We start from the raw sequence: 17,567 nt of genomic DNA on the forward strand, positions 1-17,567 counted from the left end.
TTGCCGGACAGGTGCGCCAGCACGTAGCGCCGCGAATCCACCGCCGGGATCGCCGCGTTGTGCGGCAACGACGTGCCCAGCGACTCGGCCATGCAGGCCATGGTCGAGGCGGTGCCCATGGTGTTGCAGGTGCCGGCGGAGCGCGACATGCCGGCCTCGGCGGCCATGAACTCGTGGATCGAGATCTTGCCGGCCTTGACCTGCTCGGAGAGCTGCCAGACCACGGTGCCCGAGCCGATGTCCTTGCCCTCGTGCTTGCCGTTGAGCATCGGCCCGCCGGTGACCACGATGGTCGGGATGTCGCAACTCGCCGCGCCCATCAACAGCGCCGGGGTGGTCTTGTCGCAGCCGACCAGCAGCACCACGGCGTCCAGCGGGTTGCCGCGGATCGCCTCCTCGACGTCCATGCTCGCCAGGTTGCGGGTGAACATCGCGGTGGGGCGCAGGTTGGACTCGCCGTTGGAGAACACCGGGAACTCCACCGGGTAGCCGCCGGCCTCGAGCACGCCCTTCTTGACGTGCTCGGCGATCTTGCGGAAGTGCGCGTTGCAGGGAGTAAGCTCCGACCAGGTGTTGCAGATGCCGATGATCGGCTTGCCCTGGAACTCGTGGTCGGGAATGCCCTGGTTCTTCATCCAGCTGCGGTACATGAAGCCGTTCTTGTCGGCGCTGCCGAACCAGGCGGCGCTGCGAAGTTGGCGTTTTCCATTAGTCATAAAAGCTCCGTGTAAAATCGCTGCAGAAACCCGCGAAGGACATGAAGCACAAGGCGCACGGCGCGCAAGAGGCGAGACATAACGTGTTGTTAGGCGAGCCTATGAGCACCGCGCAACGCAGTGATTCGGTCCTGCAGCCGTTTATGCAGTGATTTTCAGGCTTTCGCTCGACGGGTCTGCTTCCAGCGATCAAACATCACCGCCAGCAGCAGGATCGCCCCGCGCACCAGGTACTGGTAGAAGGTCGGCACGTTGAGCAGGCCCATGGCGTTCTGCACACAGCCCATGATCAGCACCCCGACGAGCACGCCGGTAATCGACGCCACCCCGCCGGACAACGACACGCCGCCCAGCACACAGGCCGAGATCACGGCGAGTTCCAGCCCCAGCGAGGTGTTGGGATCACCCAGGCCCATGCGCGAGGTGAGCAGCACGCCAGCGATCCCGGCGACCACGCCTTGCAACGCAAACACGGTGATCTTGAGCCGGCGCACGTTGACCCCGGCCAGGCTCGCGGCCTCGGCGTTACCCCCGGTAGCCAGCACGTTGCGTCCGAAGGCGGTCATGTTGAGCAGCACGCCGAAGATCACGAAGCAGACGATCATCGTCCATACCGGCAGGGTCAGGCCCAGAAAGGACGCACTGCCCAGCTCGAAGAACCCCGGCACGGTGATCATGACCGCATCCCCGCCGGAAGTGATGTAGGCCAGCCCGCGCACGAACTCCATGGCTGCCAGTGTGGCAATCAACGAATTGATGCCGAAGCGCGCCACCACGAAGCCGTTGAAGGCACCCACTGCACCGCCGGCGGCGACACCGCCTAGCACACCGATGACCACACTGCCCGAGGTTGAGGTAATGACTGCCGCCACGACACCGGCAAAGGCGACAATCGAGGCCACGGACAGGTCGACCTCACCCAGCGCCAGCACCATCATCATGGTCGTGGCGATGGTGCCGATCAGTGTCACCGAGAGCAGCAAGCCGACGATGTTGCGCCCGGTCAGGAAATCGGGCACCAGCACCGACAGGCCGATGAACAGCAAGATGAAGATGGCAATCAGGCCGGATGTGTCGAGCAGCGTACGCAGCGCCTTGGGCATGCCCAGGCGCCCGGCATCGCCACCGCCCTGGGCGGCCTGCGCCTTGGCGAGTTTTTCGGTAGCCATGGTCGGGTCCTCTTTTGATAACGGGTCAGGCCGGCAGCGCCAGGCCCAGGAGTCGTTCGGGAGTGGCCTCGTCGCGAGGCACGATGTCGATCAGTTCGCCGTCGCGCATCACGCCAATGCGATCGCAGATCGAACTGACCTCGGCGAGGTCGCTGGAAATCACAACCACGCTCTTGCCCTGTTCGGCCAGGTCATAGAGCAGCGAATAGATATCGCGACGGGCGCCGACGTCGATGCCGCGGGTCGGCTCGTCCATCACGAACAGTTCGATCTCCTCTGAAAGCCAGCGCGCCAGGATGACCTTCTGCTGATTGCCGCCCGATAGGGTGCTGATGCGGGTGCGAGGGCCCGGGGTCTTGATGCTTAGTTGGCGAATATAGTCGTTGGCGTTGGCGACTTCCCGCGAGGGGTTACGGAACACGCCCCAGCGCCGGAAGAAGCGCCGGCAACTGATGTTGAGATTGTCGGCGACGCTGGCCACCGGAAAGATACCCTGTGACTTGCGATCCTCGGGGCACATGGCAATCCCGGCACGAATGGCCGCATGCGGGCTGTCGAAACGGCACTCTTCACCCGCAAAACGTACCGTACCCTCGCTGGCCTTCTCGACACCGCAGACCAGGCGCATCAGTTCACTGCGCCCGGCCCCGACCAGCCCGAAAAGGCCAAGTACCTCGCCACGCCGGACTTCGAAGCTGACCGGCTTGCGCACGCCACGCCCGAGCAGGCCCTCGACGCGCATCAGCGGCTCGCCTGACTGGCGCGGCCGGTAGCCGTAGACATCCTCGATCTCGCGACCGACCATCTCACTGACCAGCGTGTCGTTATCGAGCCCATCGAGGGATTCATGGGTACGGATGTGCTGCCCGTCACGGAACACAGTGACGGCGTCGCACATCTCGAAGACTTCTTCCATGCGATGAGTGACGTAGAGCACCACCCGCCCTTCGTCGCGCAGGCGCGCCACGATGCGCTTGAGATGGCGTGTCTCTTGCACCGAGAGACTGCTGGTAGGCTCGTCGAAGGCAATGATTCGCGCATCGCGCAGCAGCGCCCGGCCGATCTCGATCATCTGCTGCTGGCCGATCGACAAGTCACGCACCTTGGTCGAAGGGTGAATGCCTTCCTCGCCCAGGTCGCGCAGTACCTTGACGGCACGTTCGCGCAACTCGCGACGATCGATGAAGCCTCGCCGCTCGGGCAACTGGCCAAGTAGCAGGTTTTCTGCCACCGACAGGTTGGGCGACAGGGTCAGCTCCTGGTAGATGATGGCGATGCCCTGGGCCAAGGCTTCACGTGCGTTGGCGAAGACATGCCGTTCGCCGTCGATCCACAGTGCTCCGGCCGTGACCTTGTTGACGCCACTGAGCACCTTGAGCAGCGTCGACTTGCCGGCACCGTTCTCGCCCATCAGGGCATGCACCTCGCCTGCCTTGACGCCGAAACTGACACCATCGAGCGCGCGCACGCCGGGAAACTCGACGGTGATACCGTCGACTCGAAGATAGGGTTCGCTCATGGAATGGACTCCGCTGGAGTGAGGCAGGCCCCGTCCACGGCCGTCATGCCATGGACGGGGGAGTGCTTACAGGTTCAGGTCTTTGCGAACCTGTTCCCAGTTGTCGCGGGTCATCAGGGTGCCGGAAGTTTCTGTATTGGCCGGAGGCTTCTCGCCTTCGGTGATCCACTGGTAGAGGTTCTCGGCGGTCTGTTGGCCGTGCATGGTCGAGCTTACCGCCACGGTGCCATGGAAGCCGGTCGGCTTTTCGCGTGAGAACTCGGCGAACGCAGCCCCGGAGCCATTGATTCCCACCCCGATGACCTGGTCAGGACTCAGGCCGTACTGCTCGCTGGCCCGAACGCCACCCAGTACGCTCTCCTCGTTCAGCGCGTAGATCACCCAGTGCTCGTAGTCACCATTCTTGGACAGCACCGGCGAGGCCGCCGCGAAGGCGCTGCTGGTGTCGGTGTTCTGCTGCGGGGCGTCGAAGATGTTGGATTTCTTGAACCCCGACTCGAGCAGCGCATCGGTGGCACCGTCGGTACGCTCCTTGGCGGTGGGCAGTTCATAGTTGGTGATTCGCAGCGCAGCGACTTTTTCCGGGTCCCAGCCACGCGCTTGCATTTCCTCGGCAATGGCGTTGCCAACCTGCTGACCGATCTTGTAACCGGACATGCCCAGGTGCGGTACGTCTTCCATGGGCTGGCCGTCAGGACCCACAAAGCGGTCATCGACGGTCACGACCTTCATGCCGTACTGCTTGGCCCGGTTCATGATCGCCGGCCCCAGGCGCACATCGGGAGGGCAAATAATGAAGCCCTGGGCACCCTGAGAGTTGAGGTTATCGATGGCACTAAGGACTTGCTGACCATCTTCACCAGCCAGCCTGACCACCTCGAAGCCCTTCTCTTCACCCAGTTGGGTGGCCGCTTCCTGTTCATTGATGAACCAGGCCTGCTCGGGCTTCTTGACGATGAAGCCCATCTTGACGTCATCGTCGGCGGCCTGTGCCGCACTGAGCGAGCCCATCGCCAATCCGACGCTCAGCACCAGGCGAGAAAGATTATTGAATCGCATCAGGCATGTCTCCTTGCCTTGAGGGCATTGTTGTTTTCGTCGTCAACGCGTCATGTCGTCGTCGATACGTAGAAGACATTAGGGTCTTGCCCGATAACCCACCAATATGCCTTTACCGAATGCAACATATCGATATTTATATCATTCACCCCAAAAGCCTGTTGTCATGCGGCAGCAACGCTATTTTCAGAAAGTTAGCCATGCGACTAAAGTCTTCTTAGCCTTTAGGTGGGCCTAAAAAAGCCGGTGGCATAAAGCGCACCGGCACAAATAAAGGAAAAGCTCATAATCGCTATTTTACAGGCCGTTTCGGGTAGAAAAGCGATATACCGTGTGGGATCGATAGGTTTCTCCCGGATTCAATATCGTCGATGGAAAAGACTCCTGGTTAGGAGAATCAGGGAAATGCTGCGTTTCCAGGGCGAACCCAGAGCGATGCTCGTAATCCGAACCTTGCTTTCCGCTTAAGCTGCCATCAAGGAAATTGCCCGAATAGAATTGCAATCCCGGCTCGGTGGTTTCCACCTCGAGAAGGCGACCGCTATCCGGTTCCCAGACTCGCGCTGCCATCACCAACTCCTCGCTCTGTGGCGCTTCACGCTTGAGTACGAAGTTATGGTCGTAACCCTTGCCCCGGAGAAGTTGTTGATTGTCCTGCTCAATACGCTCACCGATCGGTGTCGGCTCGGTAAAGTCGAACGGTGTCCCGTCAACGGGGCGGATTTCACCGGTGGGAATCAGCATATCGTCCACCGGCGTAAACGCCTCGGCGTTAATCATCAGATAGTGATCGAGGATGCTGCCGCTGCCTTCGCCATCAAGGTTGAAATAGCTGTGTTGGGTCAAATTGACCGGCGTCGGTTTCGTCGTCGTGGCGCGATAGACAATATCCAGTTCATCAGACTCAGTCAGGGTATAGGTTACTTCGGTTTCCAGCTTGCCAGGATACCCCTCCTCTCCATCGGGGCTAATGTATGAAAGGATGACACCAACGCCGTTTTGATTCTCGGAAGGCTTGGCATCCCAAAGCACCTTGTCAAATCCTTGGTCGCCGCCGTGAAGATGATTGCTGCCATCGTTGGTTGCCAACTGGTAGGTCGTGCCATCCAGGCTGAATTCACCCCCGGCAATGCGATTGCCATAGCGGCCAATGAGGGCACCGAAGTAGGGATTGGCCTTTCGATAGGCGTCCGAAAGGTAACCTTCCAGGGAGTCGAAGCCCAGCACGATATCCTCAAAATTTCCCTGAGCATCGGGTGTTTTCAACGATACGATGATGCCACCATAATTGATGATTCGCATCGTGATGCCATTGGCATTGGTGAGTCGGTACACATCAACGGTTCTACCGTCGGGAAGCTGGCCGAACGTCGATTTTTCGACACCCGGTACCGCACTGTTATCATCGCTGGCCTGCGCTACGCTTAGCATGCTAGCTAAGCCTGCCGTCACTGCCAGCAAGGGAAAGGTCGAGGATCTTGGCATGAACAAGGCTCCTGTTTGCCAATCATGTCTTGTTGGTTATTACCGGTTCTTTTGTTGCCCGGGGAGCGTCGACGCTCCCCGGCTTTTACCGTAGACGGCAAGGGTTGACCTCACTAATCACTCTATTGACAAGAACAGATACCACAATGGCTATTGATCCATGACCAGAAAGCAGACGATGGGGGCGCTACCGCCCGACTGGTTCCTTCGCGTAAGACTAAAGTTACGCCACTTGCAGTTATTCCTTGCCCTGGACGAGCACCGCAATCTCCACCGTGCTGCGGCCAGCTTGTCGATGAGCCAGCCGGCGGCCTCGAAGCTGCTCGGCGATCTCGAGAATCAGTTGGGTGTGGCCCTGTTCGACCGCCATTCACGCGGGGTCACACCCAACTGGTACGGCGAGATCATGGTGCGTCACGCTCGCAGCATTCTTTCCGAACTGCACCACACCGGTGACGAACTCAACGCTCTGCGCGAAGGCAACGCCGGCGTGGTCTCGGTGGGTACGGTCATGGCACCCGCCGTGACTCTGCTGACCAGTGCCATCGAGCGCGTGCATCGTGACCTGCCGGGACTCAAGGTTCGCGTCGATGTGGATGTCAGCAAGGCGCTGATCCCGCGCCTTCTGGAAGGCGAGTTCGATTTCGCCATTACCCGCATACCGGAGGGGTTTTCCACGGAGCATTTCGTGTTCGAGGAAATCGGTGAGGAGGAAATCTGTTTCGTCTGCCGAGAGGGACATCCGCTGGCGGGCAAGACGCAGCCGACCCTGGCGGACATGGTGGTCTATCCATGGTCGCTCCAGCCCCCGGGGGCGCTGATGCGTCAGCGGGTCGAGCACCTGCTGATGCAGCACGACATCGAAGCACCGGACAGGATCGTGGATACGCCCGATGTCCTGGTCTCGCTGGCCCTGGTGGCCAAGTCGGATACCCTGACAGTCACCACGCGGCAGGTGGCTGACCTGCTGTGCGCGCCACAGCGATTTCGCATCCTGCCTTTCACCGAGACGCTGAGCGTCCAGCCCTATGGACTGGTCAGCCTGCGCAAGCAGCGCCTGTCGCCCGGCGCCGGCGCGCTGATGAGCACTTTGCGCGAGATTATTGCCCACCAGCGCCAGTTGGCCATTTCCGGCTAGGCCTGATCAGCCCTCGTCGTGGAAGGCCGCTACCGTCTCGCGACGCCCCAGCAGGAAGGCGTCGGCGACATGGCGTAGCGGCGCCACGTCGACGTCGCTCTCGCGACGGGCAACGAGCTCGGCAAAACGCGCGTAGAGCCCCGGATATTCCTGCTCCGGTGCCTCGTGCTCCAACTGGTCATCGACGAACATCTGGCTGCCACCCTTGCGCAGGGCCAGGTTGCCCTCATCGGTCTCAATGTGGATATCCCAGGTCTGGGGGCCGGTCTGCAGGAAATCGAGATCCGCTGTGATTGGCGTATCCTGGCTATCACTGAAGTACAGGTTGGCGGCGATGGGCGCCTGGCAGTTCTCGGGGAACTGGAGCGTACCCTCGTGCAGGAAAAAGCGACGCGGCAGGATTGCAGTGACGATCGACAGCGCATTAATGGCGGGATCGAACACGCCCATGCCGCCCGGCTCCCAGATCCAGCGCTGGCCTGGGTGCCAGACGCGCACGTCCTCCTTCCACTCGATATGGACCTTGCGGATTCGGCGCGAGGCCAGCCACTGCCGGGCGGGCTCGACTGCCGGGGCATACCGTGAATGCCAGGTCGCGAACAGGCTGCCCGGCGAGCTCTCGGCCAGTTGCGCCAGGTCCTCGACCTCGCTCAGCGTGGCACCTGGGGGTTTTTCCAGCATCACGTGCTTTCCGGCACGTAGCGCCTGGCGGGCCTGACCGTAACGCACGGTGGGCGGCGTGCACAGCGAGACGGCGTCGAGTTCAGGCATGGCTTCCAGCATTTCCTCGAGCGTCGCGAAACTGGCGACGCCCTCCTGGGAGGCGTTGCGGCTGGCCACGGCGACGAGGTCGAAGTCGGGATTGGCCGCCAGGGCGGGCAGGTGCTGGTCGCGGGCAATCTTGCCCAGTCCGACGATACCGATCTTGATGGGGGGCATGTCCTGTTGCCTTGTGTGATTGAAACGTCACGACACCATAGCGGCCTAGCGTCGTGAGAACCAATAACTGTTCCGCCATGCGTTCATGACGGAATCGCTATCGCTTCGATGGCGCTGGCGTCAAAGACGTTCGAGATACTGCGTTCCACCCAGTTGACGCATCTGGCGCTGAATCCACTGACTGCGCTGCAGCACATAAGACGAAGGTCGCGAGGCACTCCACTCCCGAGGATTGGGCAGGATGGCCGCCAGGCGGCTGGCCTGGTTGGCATTGAGCTCGGCAGCGGAAACACCGAAGTAGTGTCGGGCGGCGGCCTCCAGCCCGAACACGCCGTTGTCCCATTCGGCAATGTTGAGATAGACCTCGAGAATGCGTTCCTTGGGCCACAACAGCTCGATGAGTACCGTGAACCAGGCTTCCAGCACCTTGCGCAGCCAGTTGCGTCCGGTCCACAGGAACAGGTTCTTCGCCGTCTGCTGGGAGATGGTGCTGGCACCGCGCAGATTGTTCCCGGAACGCCATGCCATCAGTGCCTTGCGCATCTGCCCGAAGTCGAAACCGTGATGCTGCGGGAATTTCTGGTCCTCGGCCGCGATCACCGCCAGCTTGGCCTGGTCGGAGAGACGCTCCCAAGGTACCCAGTCATGGCGGATGTTCAGCGACTCCGCCGAGAACCACGACTGGACCTTGCGCTCGACCATGACCATCGAGCCGAACACCGGCACCACGCGCAACATCAGTACCAGCAGTACCGACACGACGACGAAGCCGACAACGGCAATGAGAAAATAGCGTAGTGCCCGGCGCGGCCAGTCCTGGGTCATGTCTTGGTCTCTTAAGGTTTCGGACACGCCCAGTATAACAATGCCGGCCACGGGTTTCGGCAGAGCCACCCGCAGCCGGCAAAACAGATCGAAACAGTCGGCTAACGATCAGCGCTTCATCAGGTACTTGGCATGATAGCGCAGATGATCCTCGATGAAGGTGGCGATGAAGTAATAGCTATGGTCGTATCCCGGCTGACGACGCAGGGTCAAGGGATGGTCGTGAGTCTTGCAGACCGTTTCCAGGCGCTCGGGCTTGAGCTGCTCCTCGAGAAACTGGTCGGCCTCGCCCTGATCGATGAACAGTGGCTGACGCGACGCGCCCTTGGCCACCAGTTCGCAGGCATCGTACGGTCGCCAGTCGCCGCGCTCGTCGCCCAGATAGTTCTCGAAGGCCTTGTGTCCCCAGGGCACATCCATCGGGTTGACGATCGGTGCAAACGCCGATACCGATGAAAAGCGACCCGGTTGGCGTAATGCCAGCACCAGCGCACCGTGTCCGCCCATCGAGTGACCACTGATCGACTCGCGTCCATTGACCGGGAAATGCTGACGCACCACCGACGGCAGCTCATCATTGACGTAGTCGTACATGCGGTAATGACGTGCCCACGGTTCGCGCTTTGCATTGAGATAGAATCCTGCGCCAGAGCCGAAGTCGTAACTGTCGTGCTCGCCGGGCAGGTCCAGGCCGCGAGGGCTGGTATCCGGGCAGACAATGGCAATGCCCAGTTCGGCAGCGATGCGCTGGGCACCGGCCTTTTGCATGAAATTCTCGTCGGTGCAGGTCAGCCCCGACAGCCACCACAGCAGCGGGACCTTGCTCTCCTCCGCCTGAGGCGGCAGATAGATCGAGAAGGTCATCTCGCAATCGAGCGCCCGGGCGTGATGCTTGTAGCGCTTGAGCCAGCCGCCAAAGCACTTGTTGGCGGAAACCAGCTCCAGCGTCTCGGTCATGGTCATGCGTCCTCCTTGTCTGGCGACGTACCGGGCACTGCACTGGCAGTGCCCCTTCCCTGTTCAGTAGTGAAGCACGGTACGAATGCTCTTGCCCTGATGCAGCAGGTCGAAGGCGTCGTTGATCTTCTCGAAGGGCATGTCGTGAGTGATGAACTCGTCGATCTTGATCTTGCCGTTCATGTAGTCATCGACGTAGCCGGGCAATTCGCTGCGCCCCTTGACGCCGCCGAATGCCGAGCCCTTCCAGACGCGCCCGGTGACCAGCTGGAATGGGCGCGTGGAGATCTCCTCGCCGGCACCGGCCACGCCGATGATGATCGATTCGCCCCATCCCTTGTGGCAGCATTCGAGCGCCGAACGCATGACGTTGACGTTGCCGATGCATTCGAAGGAGTAGTCCACGCCGCCGTCGGTCAGGTCGACGATGACCTGCTGGATCGGGTCGGAATAGTCCTTGGGGTTGACGAAGTCGGTCGCCCCGAACTGGCGCGCCATCTCGAACTTGTCGGGATTGACGTCGATGGCGATGATGCGCGAAGCCTTGGCCATCTGTGCGCCCTGGATGACTGCCAGGCCGATGGCGCCGAGACCGAACACGGCGACGGTGGAACCGGGCTCGACCTTGGCGGTGTTAAGCACTGCGCCAATGCCGGTGGTCACGCCGCAGCCGAGCAGGCAGATCTTGTCCAGCGGCGCCTCGGAGGAAACCTTGGCCAGCGACACTTCCGGCAACACCGTGTATTCGGAGAAGGTCGAAGTGCCCATGTAGTGGTGCAGCATCTTGCCCTCGAACGAGAAGCGCGAGGTACCGTCGGGCATCACGCCCTTGCCTTGGGTAGCGCGTACAGAGCTGCACAAGTTGGTCTTGCCCGACAGGCAGAACTTACACTTGCCGCACTCGGCGGTATACAGCGGAATGACGTGATCGCCCGGCTTGAGGCTGGTCACGCCCTCGCCGACTTCCTGCACCACGCCTGCCCCTTCATGGCCCAGCACCGAGGGGAACAGCCCTTCGGGATCGGCGCCGGACAGGGTGAACGCATCCGTGTGGCAGACGCTGGTCGCGGCCATGCGCACCAGCACTTCGCCGGCCCTCGGCCCTTCGACGTCGATCTCGGCGAGTTCCAGCGGCTTGCCGGCTTCCAGGGCAATGGCGGCACGTGATTTCATCAAGCGCTCTCCTATCAATGGCATAATGACGGCGCCCGCACAGACAGCGCGGGTCGGAAGGCAATGCCTCCAGTCTAGGTGAGATCCGGCACCGCGATAAATGGCGTCGGCGTCACAAGATTATTGCCAGGGAGCAACAATGCAGCGCTGGGATCGTATCGAAGCATTCAGCGAGGTCGTCAGGCTCGGCAGTTTTTCGGCCGCAGCCAGGCATCTGCGCGTTTCCGCCTCGCACGTCAGCCGCCTGGTCGCCCAGCTCGAGAACCAGCTTGGCACCCAGTTGCTCTTCCGTACCACCCGGCGGCTTCGCCTGACCGATGCCGGCACGATCTACTACGAGTATTGCCGTCACGTGTTCGAAGGCTTTCGCGAAGCAGAAGCCGCCATCAACGATTTGCAGTCTTCCCCGCAGGGCGTGCTCAAGCTGACCTCGGCGACCACCTTCGGCGAGCGCTACATCGCCCCCTTGGTCAATGACTTCCAGCGCCTGCATCCCCAGGTGGAAGTGCGCATGCATTTCACCAACCGCCAGGTCGACCTGATCGACGAAGGCTTCGATGTTGCCGTGCGTATGGGCGTGCTCAAGGATTCCAGTCTGATTGCCCGGCGACTATGCGAGCGACGCGAATACGTGGTGGGAACGAGAGAATATTTCGCGCAGGTGCCACGCCCGCACAGCCTGGCGGAACTTTCCAGCCATCAATGCCTGGTGGGGACACGGGATTACTGGCTATTCGAAGTCGACGGCCAGCGTCGCGAGGTGCGGGTCAATGGCCGCTGGCAGGCCAATTCGGGCCCCGCCCTGCTGGATGCCGCGCTCAAGGGGCTCGGCCTGGCACAGTTGCCCGATTACTACGTCGAGGAACACCTGGCCAGCGGCCGGCTCGTGTCGGTGCTGGACAATGTCCAGTTCACCGGCACGGCGGTATGGGCGGTCTATCCGCGCCATCGCCACCTGTCGCCCAAGATCCGCCAGTTCATCGATTTCCTGAGCGACAACTTTTCGCGTTAAAGCGCTCAATCCGCCGAGGCGGCCTTGGACTTTCCCGGCATCTGCTCGTCGCTCCTGGCGGTTGGCCCGGCCAGCATGTGGGATTGCCATTCGCGATCGAAGAACAAGGCAGGCACCGCATCGTTCAGGTAGCCGCCATCGAACTCTGCCAACTGGGCCAGCGCTTCGGGATCGGGCAGCGTAACCCGATGCCGATCGCGTAGCACCAGGCCATCTTCTCGAAACGCCGTGAATGTGCGACTGACATGGACGGCACTCAGCCCGAGGATGTCGCCCAATTGTTCCTGCGATAACGGCAGGCGGAAACGCCCCTCGTCAGCCGCGCCGATACGTCCCAGACGCAGATACATTTCATAAAGGAAATGCGCCAGCCGCTGTTGGGCGGTTCGTCTGGCCAGGTAGATCAGGCGCTCCGTCAGCACCGCTTGCTGGCGACAGGCAATCGCGAAAAGGCCTGCCGTCAGGGCCGTGGAATGGCGAAAGATCTTCAACAAGTGCTCATGGGAAAAATGGCTTACGATCCCTTCTTCTATCATCGCCACGCCGGCCAGGCGATTCGAGAACGCAAAGTCACGCATGCCAATGATATCGCCGGGCAGGTAGACCTTGAGTATCTGCCGGCTGCCATCGCCGAGATTACGGAAAGAGTAGGCCCAACCTTGGCTGATGGTGCAGAATTGATCTACTTTACTGTTTTCTTGCCAGATGATGTCCCCGGCATTCACCTTGAGGGGATTTTGCTCCAATTCGAGCAGGAGAACCTTTTCTTCCTCGGTCAAAGAACAATGCTGCTGGAATTGTTGGACGATAGCACTGTCTTGAAGGTTCACGTTCAGATGATCTCCGGTCAGTTGTCACCACGCAAGCGCGCGTGCGCTTGCGTGGCAGCTCTGACACATTCTGTATCATCTGTATATTTGGTTTAATAACCTAAGTTAGCCAGATACCGATGAGCAACAAATTCAGCGCCGGCAAGGACTTATTTAATCCCTTCAGTCTCGCTGACCAGCCCGCCCACACGGGCAACCCTGCTCCTTTTGCTACCCGCGAGCGCCGGCTTTGCCCATTGAACGAGAATATTAAACCAGATTAATTAGATGGATAATTCACGCCACGGTTAGCATTCAATGGCATTTACCGCGAGTCCGCCCCGTGACGTCTCCTTGTATTTGTCCTGCATGTCGCGTCCGGTATCGCGCATGGTACGAATCGCCTTGTCGAGCGAAATGAAGTGCTCACCATCGCCACGCAGGGCCATTTGCGCGGCATTGATCGCCTTCACCGAGGCGATGGCGTTGCGCTCGATACAGGGAACCTGAACCAGGCCTCCCACCGGGTCGCAGGTCAGGCCCAAGTTGTGTTCAAGGCCGATTTCCGCAGCATTCTCCACTTGGGCCGGCGTGGCACCCATGACTTCGGCCAGTCCAGCCGCCGCCATGGCACAGGCGGAACCGACCTCCCCCTGGCAGCCGACTTCAGCTCCCGAGATCGAGGCATTCTTCTTGCAGAGGATACCCACCGCCCCGGCCGTCAGCAGGAAATCCACCGCGTCCCGCTCGCAGGCACCCGGCTGGAATTTCATGTAGTAATGCAGTACGGCTGGCACGATGCCCGCCGCCCCGTTGGTGGGCGCAGTAACCATGCGACCCCCGGCGGCATTTTCCTCGTTGACCGCCAGAGCGAAGACATTGACCCAGTCCATGGCCGAAAAGGTAGAGGCAATCAGGCTGTTGTCGTCCTCGGTCGCCAGCAGGCGCTGATGCAGCTTGCGGGCACGGCGTCGAACGTTGAGCCCACCTGGCAGGACACCTTCGTGGCTGACCCCGTTGTCCACACATTCACGCATGGCCTCCCAGATCCGCCACAGGCCGGATCGAATCTCCGCTTCGTCACGCCAGGCCTTCTCATTGGCCATCATCAGTTCGCTGATGCGCATGTCGTGCATGCGACACAGGGCCAGTAACTCTTCCGCCGTGTTGAAATCGTAGGGCAGCACGGTGGTATCGGTATCCAGCTCGCCCGCCTGGGCCTGGCGCTCGTCGATGACGAAACCGCCGCCCACCGAATAGAAGGTATTGCGACAGAGTTCGCCGGCATGGCCATAGGCAATCAGTGTCATCGCGTTGGGATGGTGAGGGAGGCTCTCCTCGTGCCACTGCATGTCACGCGCCCAGATGAAGGGGATCGCCCAGCGGTTGTCGAGCATCAGGGTCTGTGCTTCGAGTAATTCCTCGAGGCAGGGGCCGACGATCGCCGGATCGATCTGATCGGGACGTTCGCCCATCAGCCCCATGATCACGGCCCGGTCGGTGCCGTGCCCGGCCCCGGTTGCCGACAGCGACCCATACAGGTGCACCTCGACGCGCGCTACACGCTCCAGCAGATCACTCTCGCGCAAGGCCGTGACGAAATCATAGGCCGCGCGCATGGGGCCTACTGTATGTGAGCTGGAGGGACCGATTCCGATCTTGAACAGGTCGAACACGCTAATGGCCATCTTGTTCTCCTCGCCGTGCCAACGGCCAAATCTGCCGATACATCAAATTGACTAAAGCGTTGCGCTTTACATCGTAATTGACACCTAGAATGACCGTCGGTTATACGAGGAACAACCGAGAATAACTTGTCTTCGATTTAGAATGACTAAACCATGAGCCGCCACCTCAACGCACAGACCCACGCCTGGCTGAAGGTATTCGCCGTCAGTGCCCGCCACCTGTCGTTCACGCGCGCTGCCGAGGAGCTGCATGTCACAACAGGCGCCGTGAGCCAGCAGGTCAAGCAACTCGAGGAACGGCTGGGCTTTCGCCTGTTCCGTCGCTTGCCCCGACAACTCGAACTGACCGACGAAGGCCGGCGACTCGCCAGCGTGGTCGACGAGGCCTACCAGACGGTCGGCCTCGAAGTCAGGCGCCTGAAATCAGGTGTCATGAGCGGGATACTCAGGCTGCGCTCCGTGCCGTCCTTCCTGGCCAAGTGGCTCATGCCGCGCCTGCCGAGGCTGCAGGCGAGGTTCCCGGACATCGAATTGCACATCGCTGCCGAGGACAGCAACCTCTCGTTGCGTGAGGGCGATTTCGACCTGGCCATCGACCTGAACGACGGCCATTACCCGGGCCTGCAGATCACGCCGTTGATGGACGAAGTCATCTTTCCGGTCTGCGCGCCTGGGCTTTTACGTGGCCGCCCTTCCCTGCACCGCCCCGAGGACCTGGCCTACTATCCGTTGCTTCACGACGTGACGGCCTGGCGCGGCAGCCATGACTACGCCGAGTGGGAGCACTACCTGACCGCGATCGAGGCACCCCACGTCAACGTGCGACGCGGCTATACCTTCAACCGCAACCAATTGACCATGGAAGCCGCCATCGACGGCATGGGGGTCGCGATTGCACGACGCACCCTGATTACCGACGAGCTGAGAACGGGCAGGCTGATCGCGCCGTTTTCCCAGCGTGTGGCCACGGGCAAGCGTTACGGCATCGTCTATCGCCAAGGCGCACTGGACGATCGCCGCGTGCAGGCCGTGCATAACTGGATCGTGGAAGAGGCGATGCGCAGCACCGCAAGCCACACGACCTGAGCCGCAACGAAAAACGCCCGCAAGCCTTCAGGCTTGCGGGCGCATCATGCACGAAGACCAGCCTTATTCGTCGAGGAACGAGCGCAGCGGCTCGGAGCGCGACGGGTGGCGCAACTTACGCAATGCCTTGGCTTCGATCTGACGGATACGCTCGCGGGTCACGTCGAACTGCTTGCCGACCTCCTCGAGCGTGTGATCGGTATTCATGTCGATCCCGAAACGCATGCGCAGCACCTTGGCTTCGCGCGCGGTCAGCCCACCCAGTACGTTGCGTGTTGCTTCGATCAACCCTTCGCCGGTCGCGGAGTCGATCGGCAGGATCATCGTGCTGTCCTCGATGAAGTCACCCAGATGCGAGTCATCGTCGTCACCGATGGGCGTCTCCATGGAGATCGGCTCCTTGGCGATCTTGAGCACCTTGCGGACCTTGTCCTCGGGCATCTCGAGACGCTCGCCCAGCTCTTCAGGCGTCGGCTCACGCCCCATCTCCTGCAGCATCTGGCGCGACACACGGTTGAGCTTGTTGATGGTCTCGATCATGTGCACCGGGATACGGATGGTGCGCGCCTGGTCGGCGATGGAACGCGTGATCGCCTGACGAATCCACCATGTGGCGTAGGTCGAGAACTTGTAGCCGCGACGATACTCGAACTTGTCGACAGCCTTCATCAGGCCGATATTGCCTTCCTGAATCAAGTCGAGGAACTGCAGGCCACGGTTGGTGTACTTCTTGGCGATCGAGATGACCAGGCGCAGGTTGGCCTCGACCATTTCCTTCTTGGCGCGACGCGCCTTGGCCTCACCGATCGACAGGCGGCGATTGACTTCCTTGATCTCCGGTACCGGTAACTGGATCAGCTCTTCCTCGAAGGCGATCTTGCGCTGGGCGCGCTGGATATCGCCACGGAACGGCTCGATATTGTCGGCAAACTTCGGATTGTCGGCAAGGAAGCCGTCCAGCCAGCCCTGATTGGACTCGTTGCCGGGGAACGTGCTGATGAAAGTCTTGCGAGGCACCTTGCCGCGCTTGACGAATACCTGCAGGATCGATTTTTCCTGATCGCGAACCTGCTCGACGCTGATACGCACCTGCCCCACCAGACGCTCGAAATGCTTGGGCACCAGCTTGATCGGCGAGAACAGCTCAGCCAGACGCGCCTGCTCGGCGTTGGCTTCCGGCGACCCCAGGCCATGCTTGGCAATGGCGGCCTTGGTCGCTTCGTTCTGCTCGCGAATCTGCTCGAAGCGCGCACGCGCTTCCTCGGGGTCCGGGCCACCTTCGTTGGCGTTGGAATCTTCGTCGTCGCTGTCGTCGGAATCGTCATCGCTGTCGTCGGCGCTATCCTCGGACCCGGAATCATCGAGATCGTCGCTCAGCGCTTCCTCGACGGGCTCGGCCTCAGCCACGCCCGGAATGCCCTCGTCGGGATCGATGAAGCCGGAGAACAGATCGGACAGACGGCCCGGCGCTTCCTCATCCTGGGTAGCATCATAGGCGTCCAGAATGGAATCCACGGCTCCGGGCAGATACGCCAGCGCCGACATCACCTCACGCGTGCCTTCCTCGATGCGCTTGGCGATGGCAATCTCGCCTTCGCGGGTCAGCAGTTCGACGGTTCCCATCTCGCGCATGTACATGCGCACCGGGTCGGTGGTCCGGCCGACATCGCTTTCCACGGCCGCCAACGCTGCCACCGCTTCCTCGGCAGCGGACTCGTCGGTGGAGTGATCGGACATCATCAGGGTATCTTCATCGGGGGCTTCCTCGACGACACTGATACCCATGTCGTTGATCATGCCGATGATGTCTTCCACTTGGTCCGGGTCGGCGATATCCTCTGGAAGGTGATCGTTGACCTCGGCATAGGTCAGGTAGCCCTGTTCCTTGCCGCGTGCGATCAACTCCTTCAGGCGTGACTGCTGCTGAGCATTTCCAGCCATAGAAACCCTATCTCGACGAAGAAGAATGAAGTACCTGAATGCAAGGCGATG

General features: G+C 61.0%; 15 protein-coding genes and 1 pseudogene. 3 read left to right on the plus strand and 13 right to left on the minus strand.

The features are described 5' to 3' along the window. The 5 genes from BM194_RS14255 to BM194_RS14275 all read right to left on the minus strand — a co-directional run. The coding region (locus BM194_RS14255) for a dihydroxy-acid dehydratase domain-containing protein (RefSeq protein WP_177223420.1) at positions 1–716 on the minus strand (716 nt) is incomplete at its 3' end. 155 nt (positions 717–871) lie between these two features. After that, positions 872–1,885 carry an L-arabinose ABC transporter permease AraH gene (gene araH, locus BM194_RS14260; RefSeq protein WP_092847999.1) on the minus strand — a complete coding sequence of 338 codons (1,014 nt, stop codon included), beginning with the start codon at positions 1,883–1,885 and terminating at the stop codon, positions 872–874. 25 nt (positions 1,886–1,910) lie between these two features. After that, the gene (araG, locus tag BM194_RS14265) at positions 1,911–3,404 is read right to left on the minus strand and encodes an L-arabinose ABC transporter ATP-binding protein AraG (RefSeq protein WP_092848003.1); all 1,494 of its coding nucleotides are present in this window, start codon (positions 3,402–3,404) and stop codon (positions 1,911–1,913) included. Positions 3,405–3,470: 66 nt separating this feature from the next. Then, on the minus strand, positions 3,471–4,463 hold the full coding sequence (locus tag BM194_RS14270; protein WP_092848005.1) for an arabinose ABC transporter substrate-binding protein: 993 nt from the start codon (positions 4,461–4,463) through the stop codon (positions 3,471–3,473). A 297-nt stretch (positions 4,464–4,760) separates the two neighbouring features. Then, a complete protein-coding gene (locus BM194_RS14275; RefSeq protein ID WP_092848008.1) occupies positions 4,761–5,948 on the minus strand; it encodes an aldose epimerase family protein in 1,188 nt (395 codons plus the stop codon). Positions 5,949–6,126: 178 nt separating this feature from the next. Between BM194_RS14275 and BM194_RS14280 the strand changes: the two genes are divergently transcribed. Then, on the plus strand, positions 6,127–7,086 hold the full coding sequence (locus BM194_RS14280) for a LysR family transcriptional regulator (protein WP_092848011.1): 960 nt from the start codon (positions 6,127–6,129) through the stop codon (positions 7,084–7,086). Between the two features lie 6 nt (positions 7,087–7,092). Here the strand turns inward: BM194_RS14280 and BM194_RS14285 are convergent, their stop codons facing one another. The 4 genes from BM194_RS14285 to BM194_RS14300 form a co-directional block, all read right to left on the minus strand. Next, positions 7,093–8,025 (minus strand): Gfo/Idh/MocA family protein, encoded by a 933-nt coding sequence (locus BM194_RS14285; protein ID WP_092848014.1) that lies wholly within the window; start codon positions 8,023–8,025, stop codon positions 7,093–7,095. A gap of 120 nt (positions 8,026–8,145) precedes the next feature. Beyond that, positions 8,146–8,850, minus strand: a complete 705-nt coding sequence (mtgA, locus tag BM194_RS14290; protein ID WP_092848017.1) for a monofunctional biosynthetic peptidoglycan transglycosylase — start codon at positions 8,848–8,850, stop codon at positions 8,146–8,148. Positions 8,851–8,958: 108 nt separating this feature from the next. Next, on the minus strand, positions 8,959–9,813 hold the full coding sequence (fghA, locus tag BM194_RS14295) for an S-formylglutathione hydrolase (RefSeq protein ID WP_092848019.1): 855 nt from the start codon (positions 9,811–9,813) through the stop codon (positions 8,959–8,961). A 57-nt stretch (positions 9,814–9,870) separates the two neighbouring features. Further along, positions 9,871–10,980: an S-(hydroxymethyl)glutathione dehydrogenase/class III alcohol dehydrogenase gene (locus BM194_RS14300; protein WP_092848022.1), complete on the minus strand. Its 1,110-nt coding sequence runs from the start codon at positions 10,978–10,980 to the stop codon at positions 9,871–9,873. A 139-nt stretch (positions 10,981–11,119) separates the two neighbouring features. Between BM194_RS14300 and BM194_RS14305 the strand changes: the two genes are divergently transcribed. Then, positions 11,120–11,992 (plus strand): LysR family transcriptional regulator, encoded by an 873-nt coding sequence (locus BM194_RS14305; RefSeq protein ID WP_092848024.1) that lies wholly within the window; start codon positions 11,120–11,122, stop codon positions 11,990–11,992. 5 nt (positions 11,993–11,997) lie between these two features. Here BM194_RS14305 and BM194_RS21070 read toward each other — a convergent pair whose 3' ends face one another. From BM194_RS21070 to BM194_RS14315, 3 genes and pseudogenes are all read right to left on the minus strand, one after another. Next, positions 11,998–12,483 carry a Crp/Fnr family transcriptional regulator gene (locus BM194_RS21070; protein WP_340148085.1) on the minus strand — a complete coding sequence of 162 codons (486 nt, stop codon included), beginning with the start codon at positions 12,481–12,483 and terminating at the stop codon, positions 11,998–12,000. Between the two features lie 42 nt (positions 12,484–12,525). Then, positions 12,526–12,822: pseudogene (locus BM194_RS21075) on the minus strand (cyclic nucleotide-binding domain-containing protein); the annotation flags it as partial. Positions 12,823–13,109: 287 nt separating this feature from the next. Continuing rightward, the gene (locus tag BM194_RS14315; protein ID WP_092848029.1) at positions 13,110–14,489 is read right to left on the minus strand and encodes an L-serine ammonia-lyase; all 1,380 of its coding nucleotides are present in this window, start codon (positions 14,487–14,489) and stop codon (positions 13,110–13,112) included. Between the two features lie 153 nt (positions 14,490–14,642). Between BM194_RS14315 and gcvA the strand changes: the two genes are divergently transcribed. Next, positions 14,643–15,575: a transcriptional regulator GcvA gene (gene gcvA / locus BM194_RS14320; protein ID WP_092848031.1), complete on the plus strand. Its 933-nt coding sequence runs from the start codon at positions 14,643–14,645 to the stop codon at positions 15,573–15,575. Positions 15,576–15,638: 63 nt separating this feature from the next. Here the strand turns inward: gcvA and rpoD are convergent, their stop codons facing one another. After that, positions 15,639–17,516, minus strand: a complete 1,878-nt coding sequence (rpoD, locus tag BM194_RS14325) for an RNA polymerase sigma factor RpoD (RefSeq protein ID WP_092848034.1) — start codon at positions 17,514–17,516, stop codon at positions 15,639–15,641. Positions 17,517–17,567: the final 51 nt, after the last annotated feature.

Origin of the sequence: Modicisalibacter xianhensis (assembly GCF_900113605.1) — a bacterium.
Classification (GTDB): domain Bacteria; phylum Pseudomonadota; class Gammaproteobacteria; order Pseudomonadales; family Halomonadaceae; genus Modicisalibacter; species Modicisalibacter xianhensis.

Coding starts and splice junctions, on each gene's coding strand:
- BM194_RS14315 (WP_092848029.1), bottom strand. CDS start 14,489: ATGGCCATTAGCGTGTTCGACCTGTTCAAGATCGGAATCGGTCCCTCC.
- BM194_RS14300 (WP_092848022.1), bottom strand. CDS start 10,980: ATGAAATCACGTGCCGCCATTGCCCTGGAAGCCGGCAAGCCGCTGGAA.
- mtgA (WP_092848017.1), bottom strand. CDS start 8,850: ATGACCCAGGACTGGCCGCGCCGGGCACTACGCTATTTTCTCATTGCC.
- gcvA (WP_092848031.1), top strand. CDS start 14,643: ATGAGCCGCCACCTCAACGCACAGACCCACGCCTGGCTGAAGGTATTC.
- fghA (WP_092848019.1), bottom strand. CDS start 9,813: ATGACCATGACCGAGACGCTGGAGCTGGTTTCCGCCAACAAGTGCTTT.
- BM194_RS14275 (WP_092848008.1), bottom strand. CDS start 5,948: ATGCCAAGATCCTCGACCTTTCCCTTGCTGGCAGTGACGGCAGGCTTA.
- BM194_RS14305 (WP_092848024.1), top strand. CDS start 11,120: ATGCAGCGCTGGGATCGTATCGAAGCATTCAGCGAGGTCGTCAGGCTC.
- araH (WP_092847999.1), bottom strand. CDS start 1,885: ATGGCTACCGAAAAACTCGCCAAGGCGCAGGCCGCCCAGGGCGGTGGC.
- BM194_RS14270 (WP_092848005.1), bottom strand. CDS start 4,463: ATGCGATTCAATAATCTTTCTCGCCTGGTGCTGAGCGTCGGATTGGCG.
- rpoD (WP_092848034.1), bottom strand. CDS start 17,516: ATGGCTGGAAATGCTCAGCAGCAGTCACGCCTGAAGGAGTTGATCGCA.
- BM194_RS14285 (WP_092848014.1), bottom strand. CDS start 8,025: ATGCCCCCCATCAAGATCGGTATCGTCGGACTGGGCAAGATTGCCCGC.
- BM194_RS14280 (WP_092848011.1), top strand. CDS start 6,127: ATGGGGGCGCTACCGCCCGACTGGTTCCTTCGCGTAAGACTAAAGTTA.
- araG (WP_092848003.1), bottom strand. CDS start 3,404: ATGAGCGAACCCTATCTTCGAGTCGACGGTATCACCGTCGAGTTTCCC.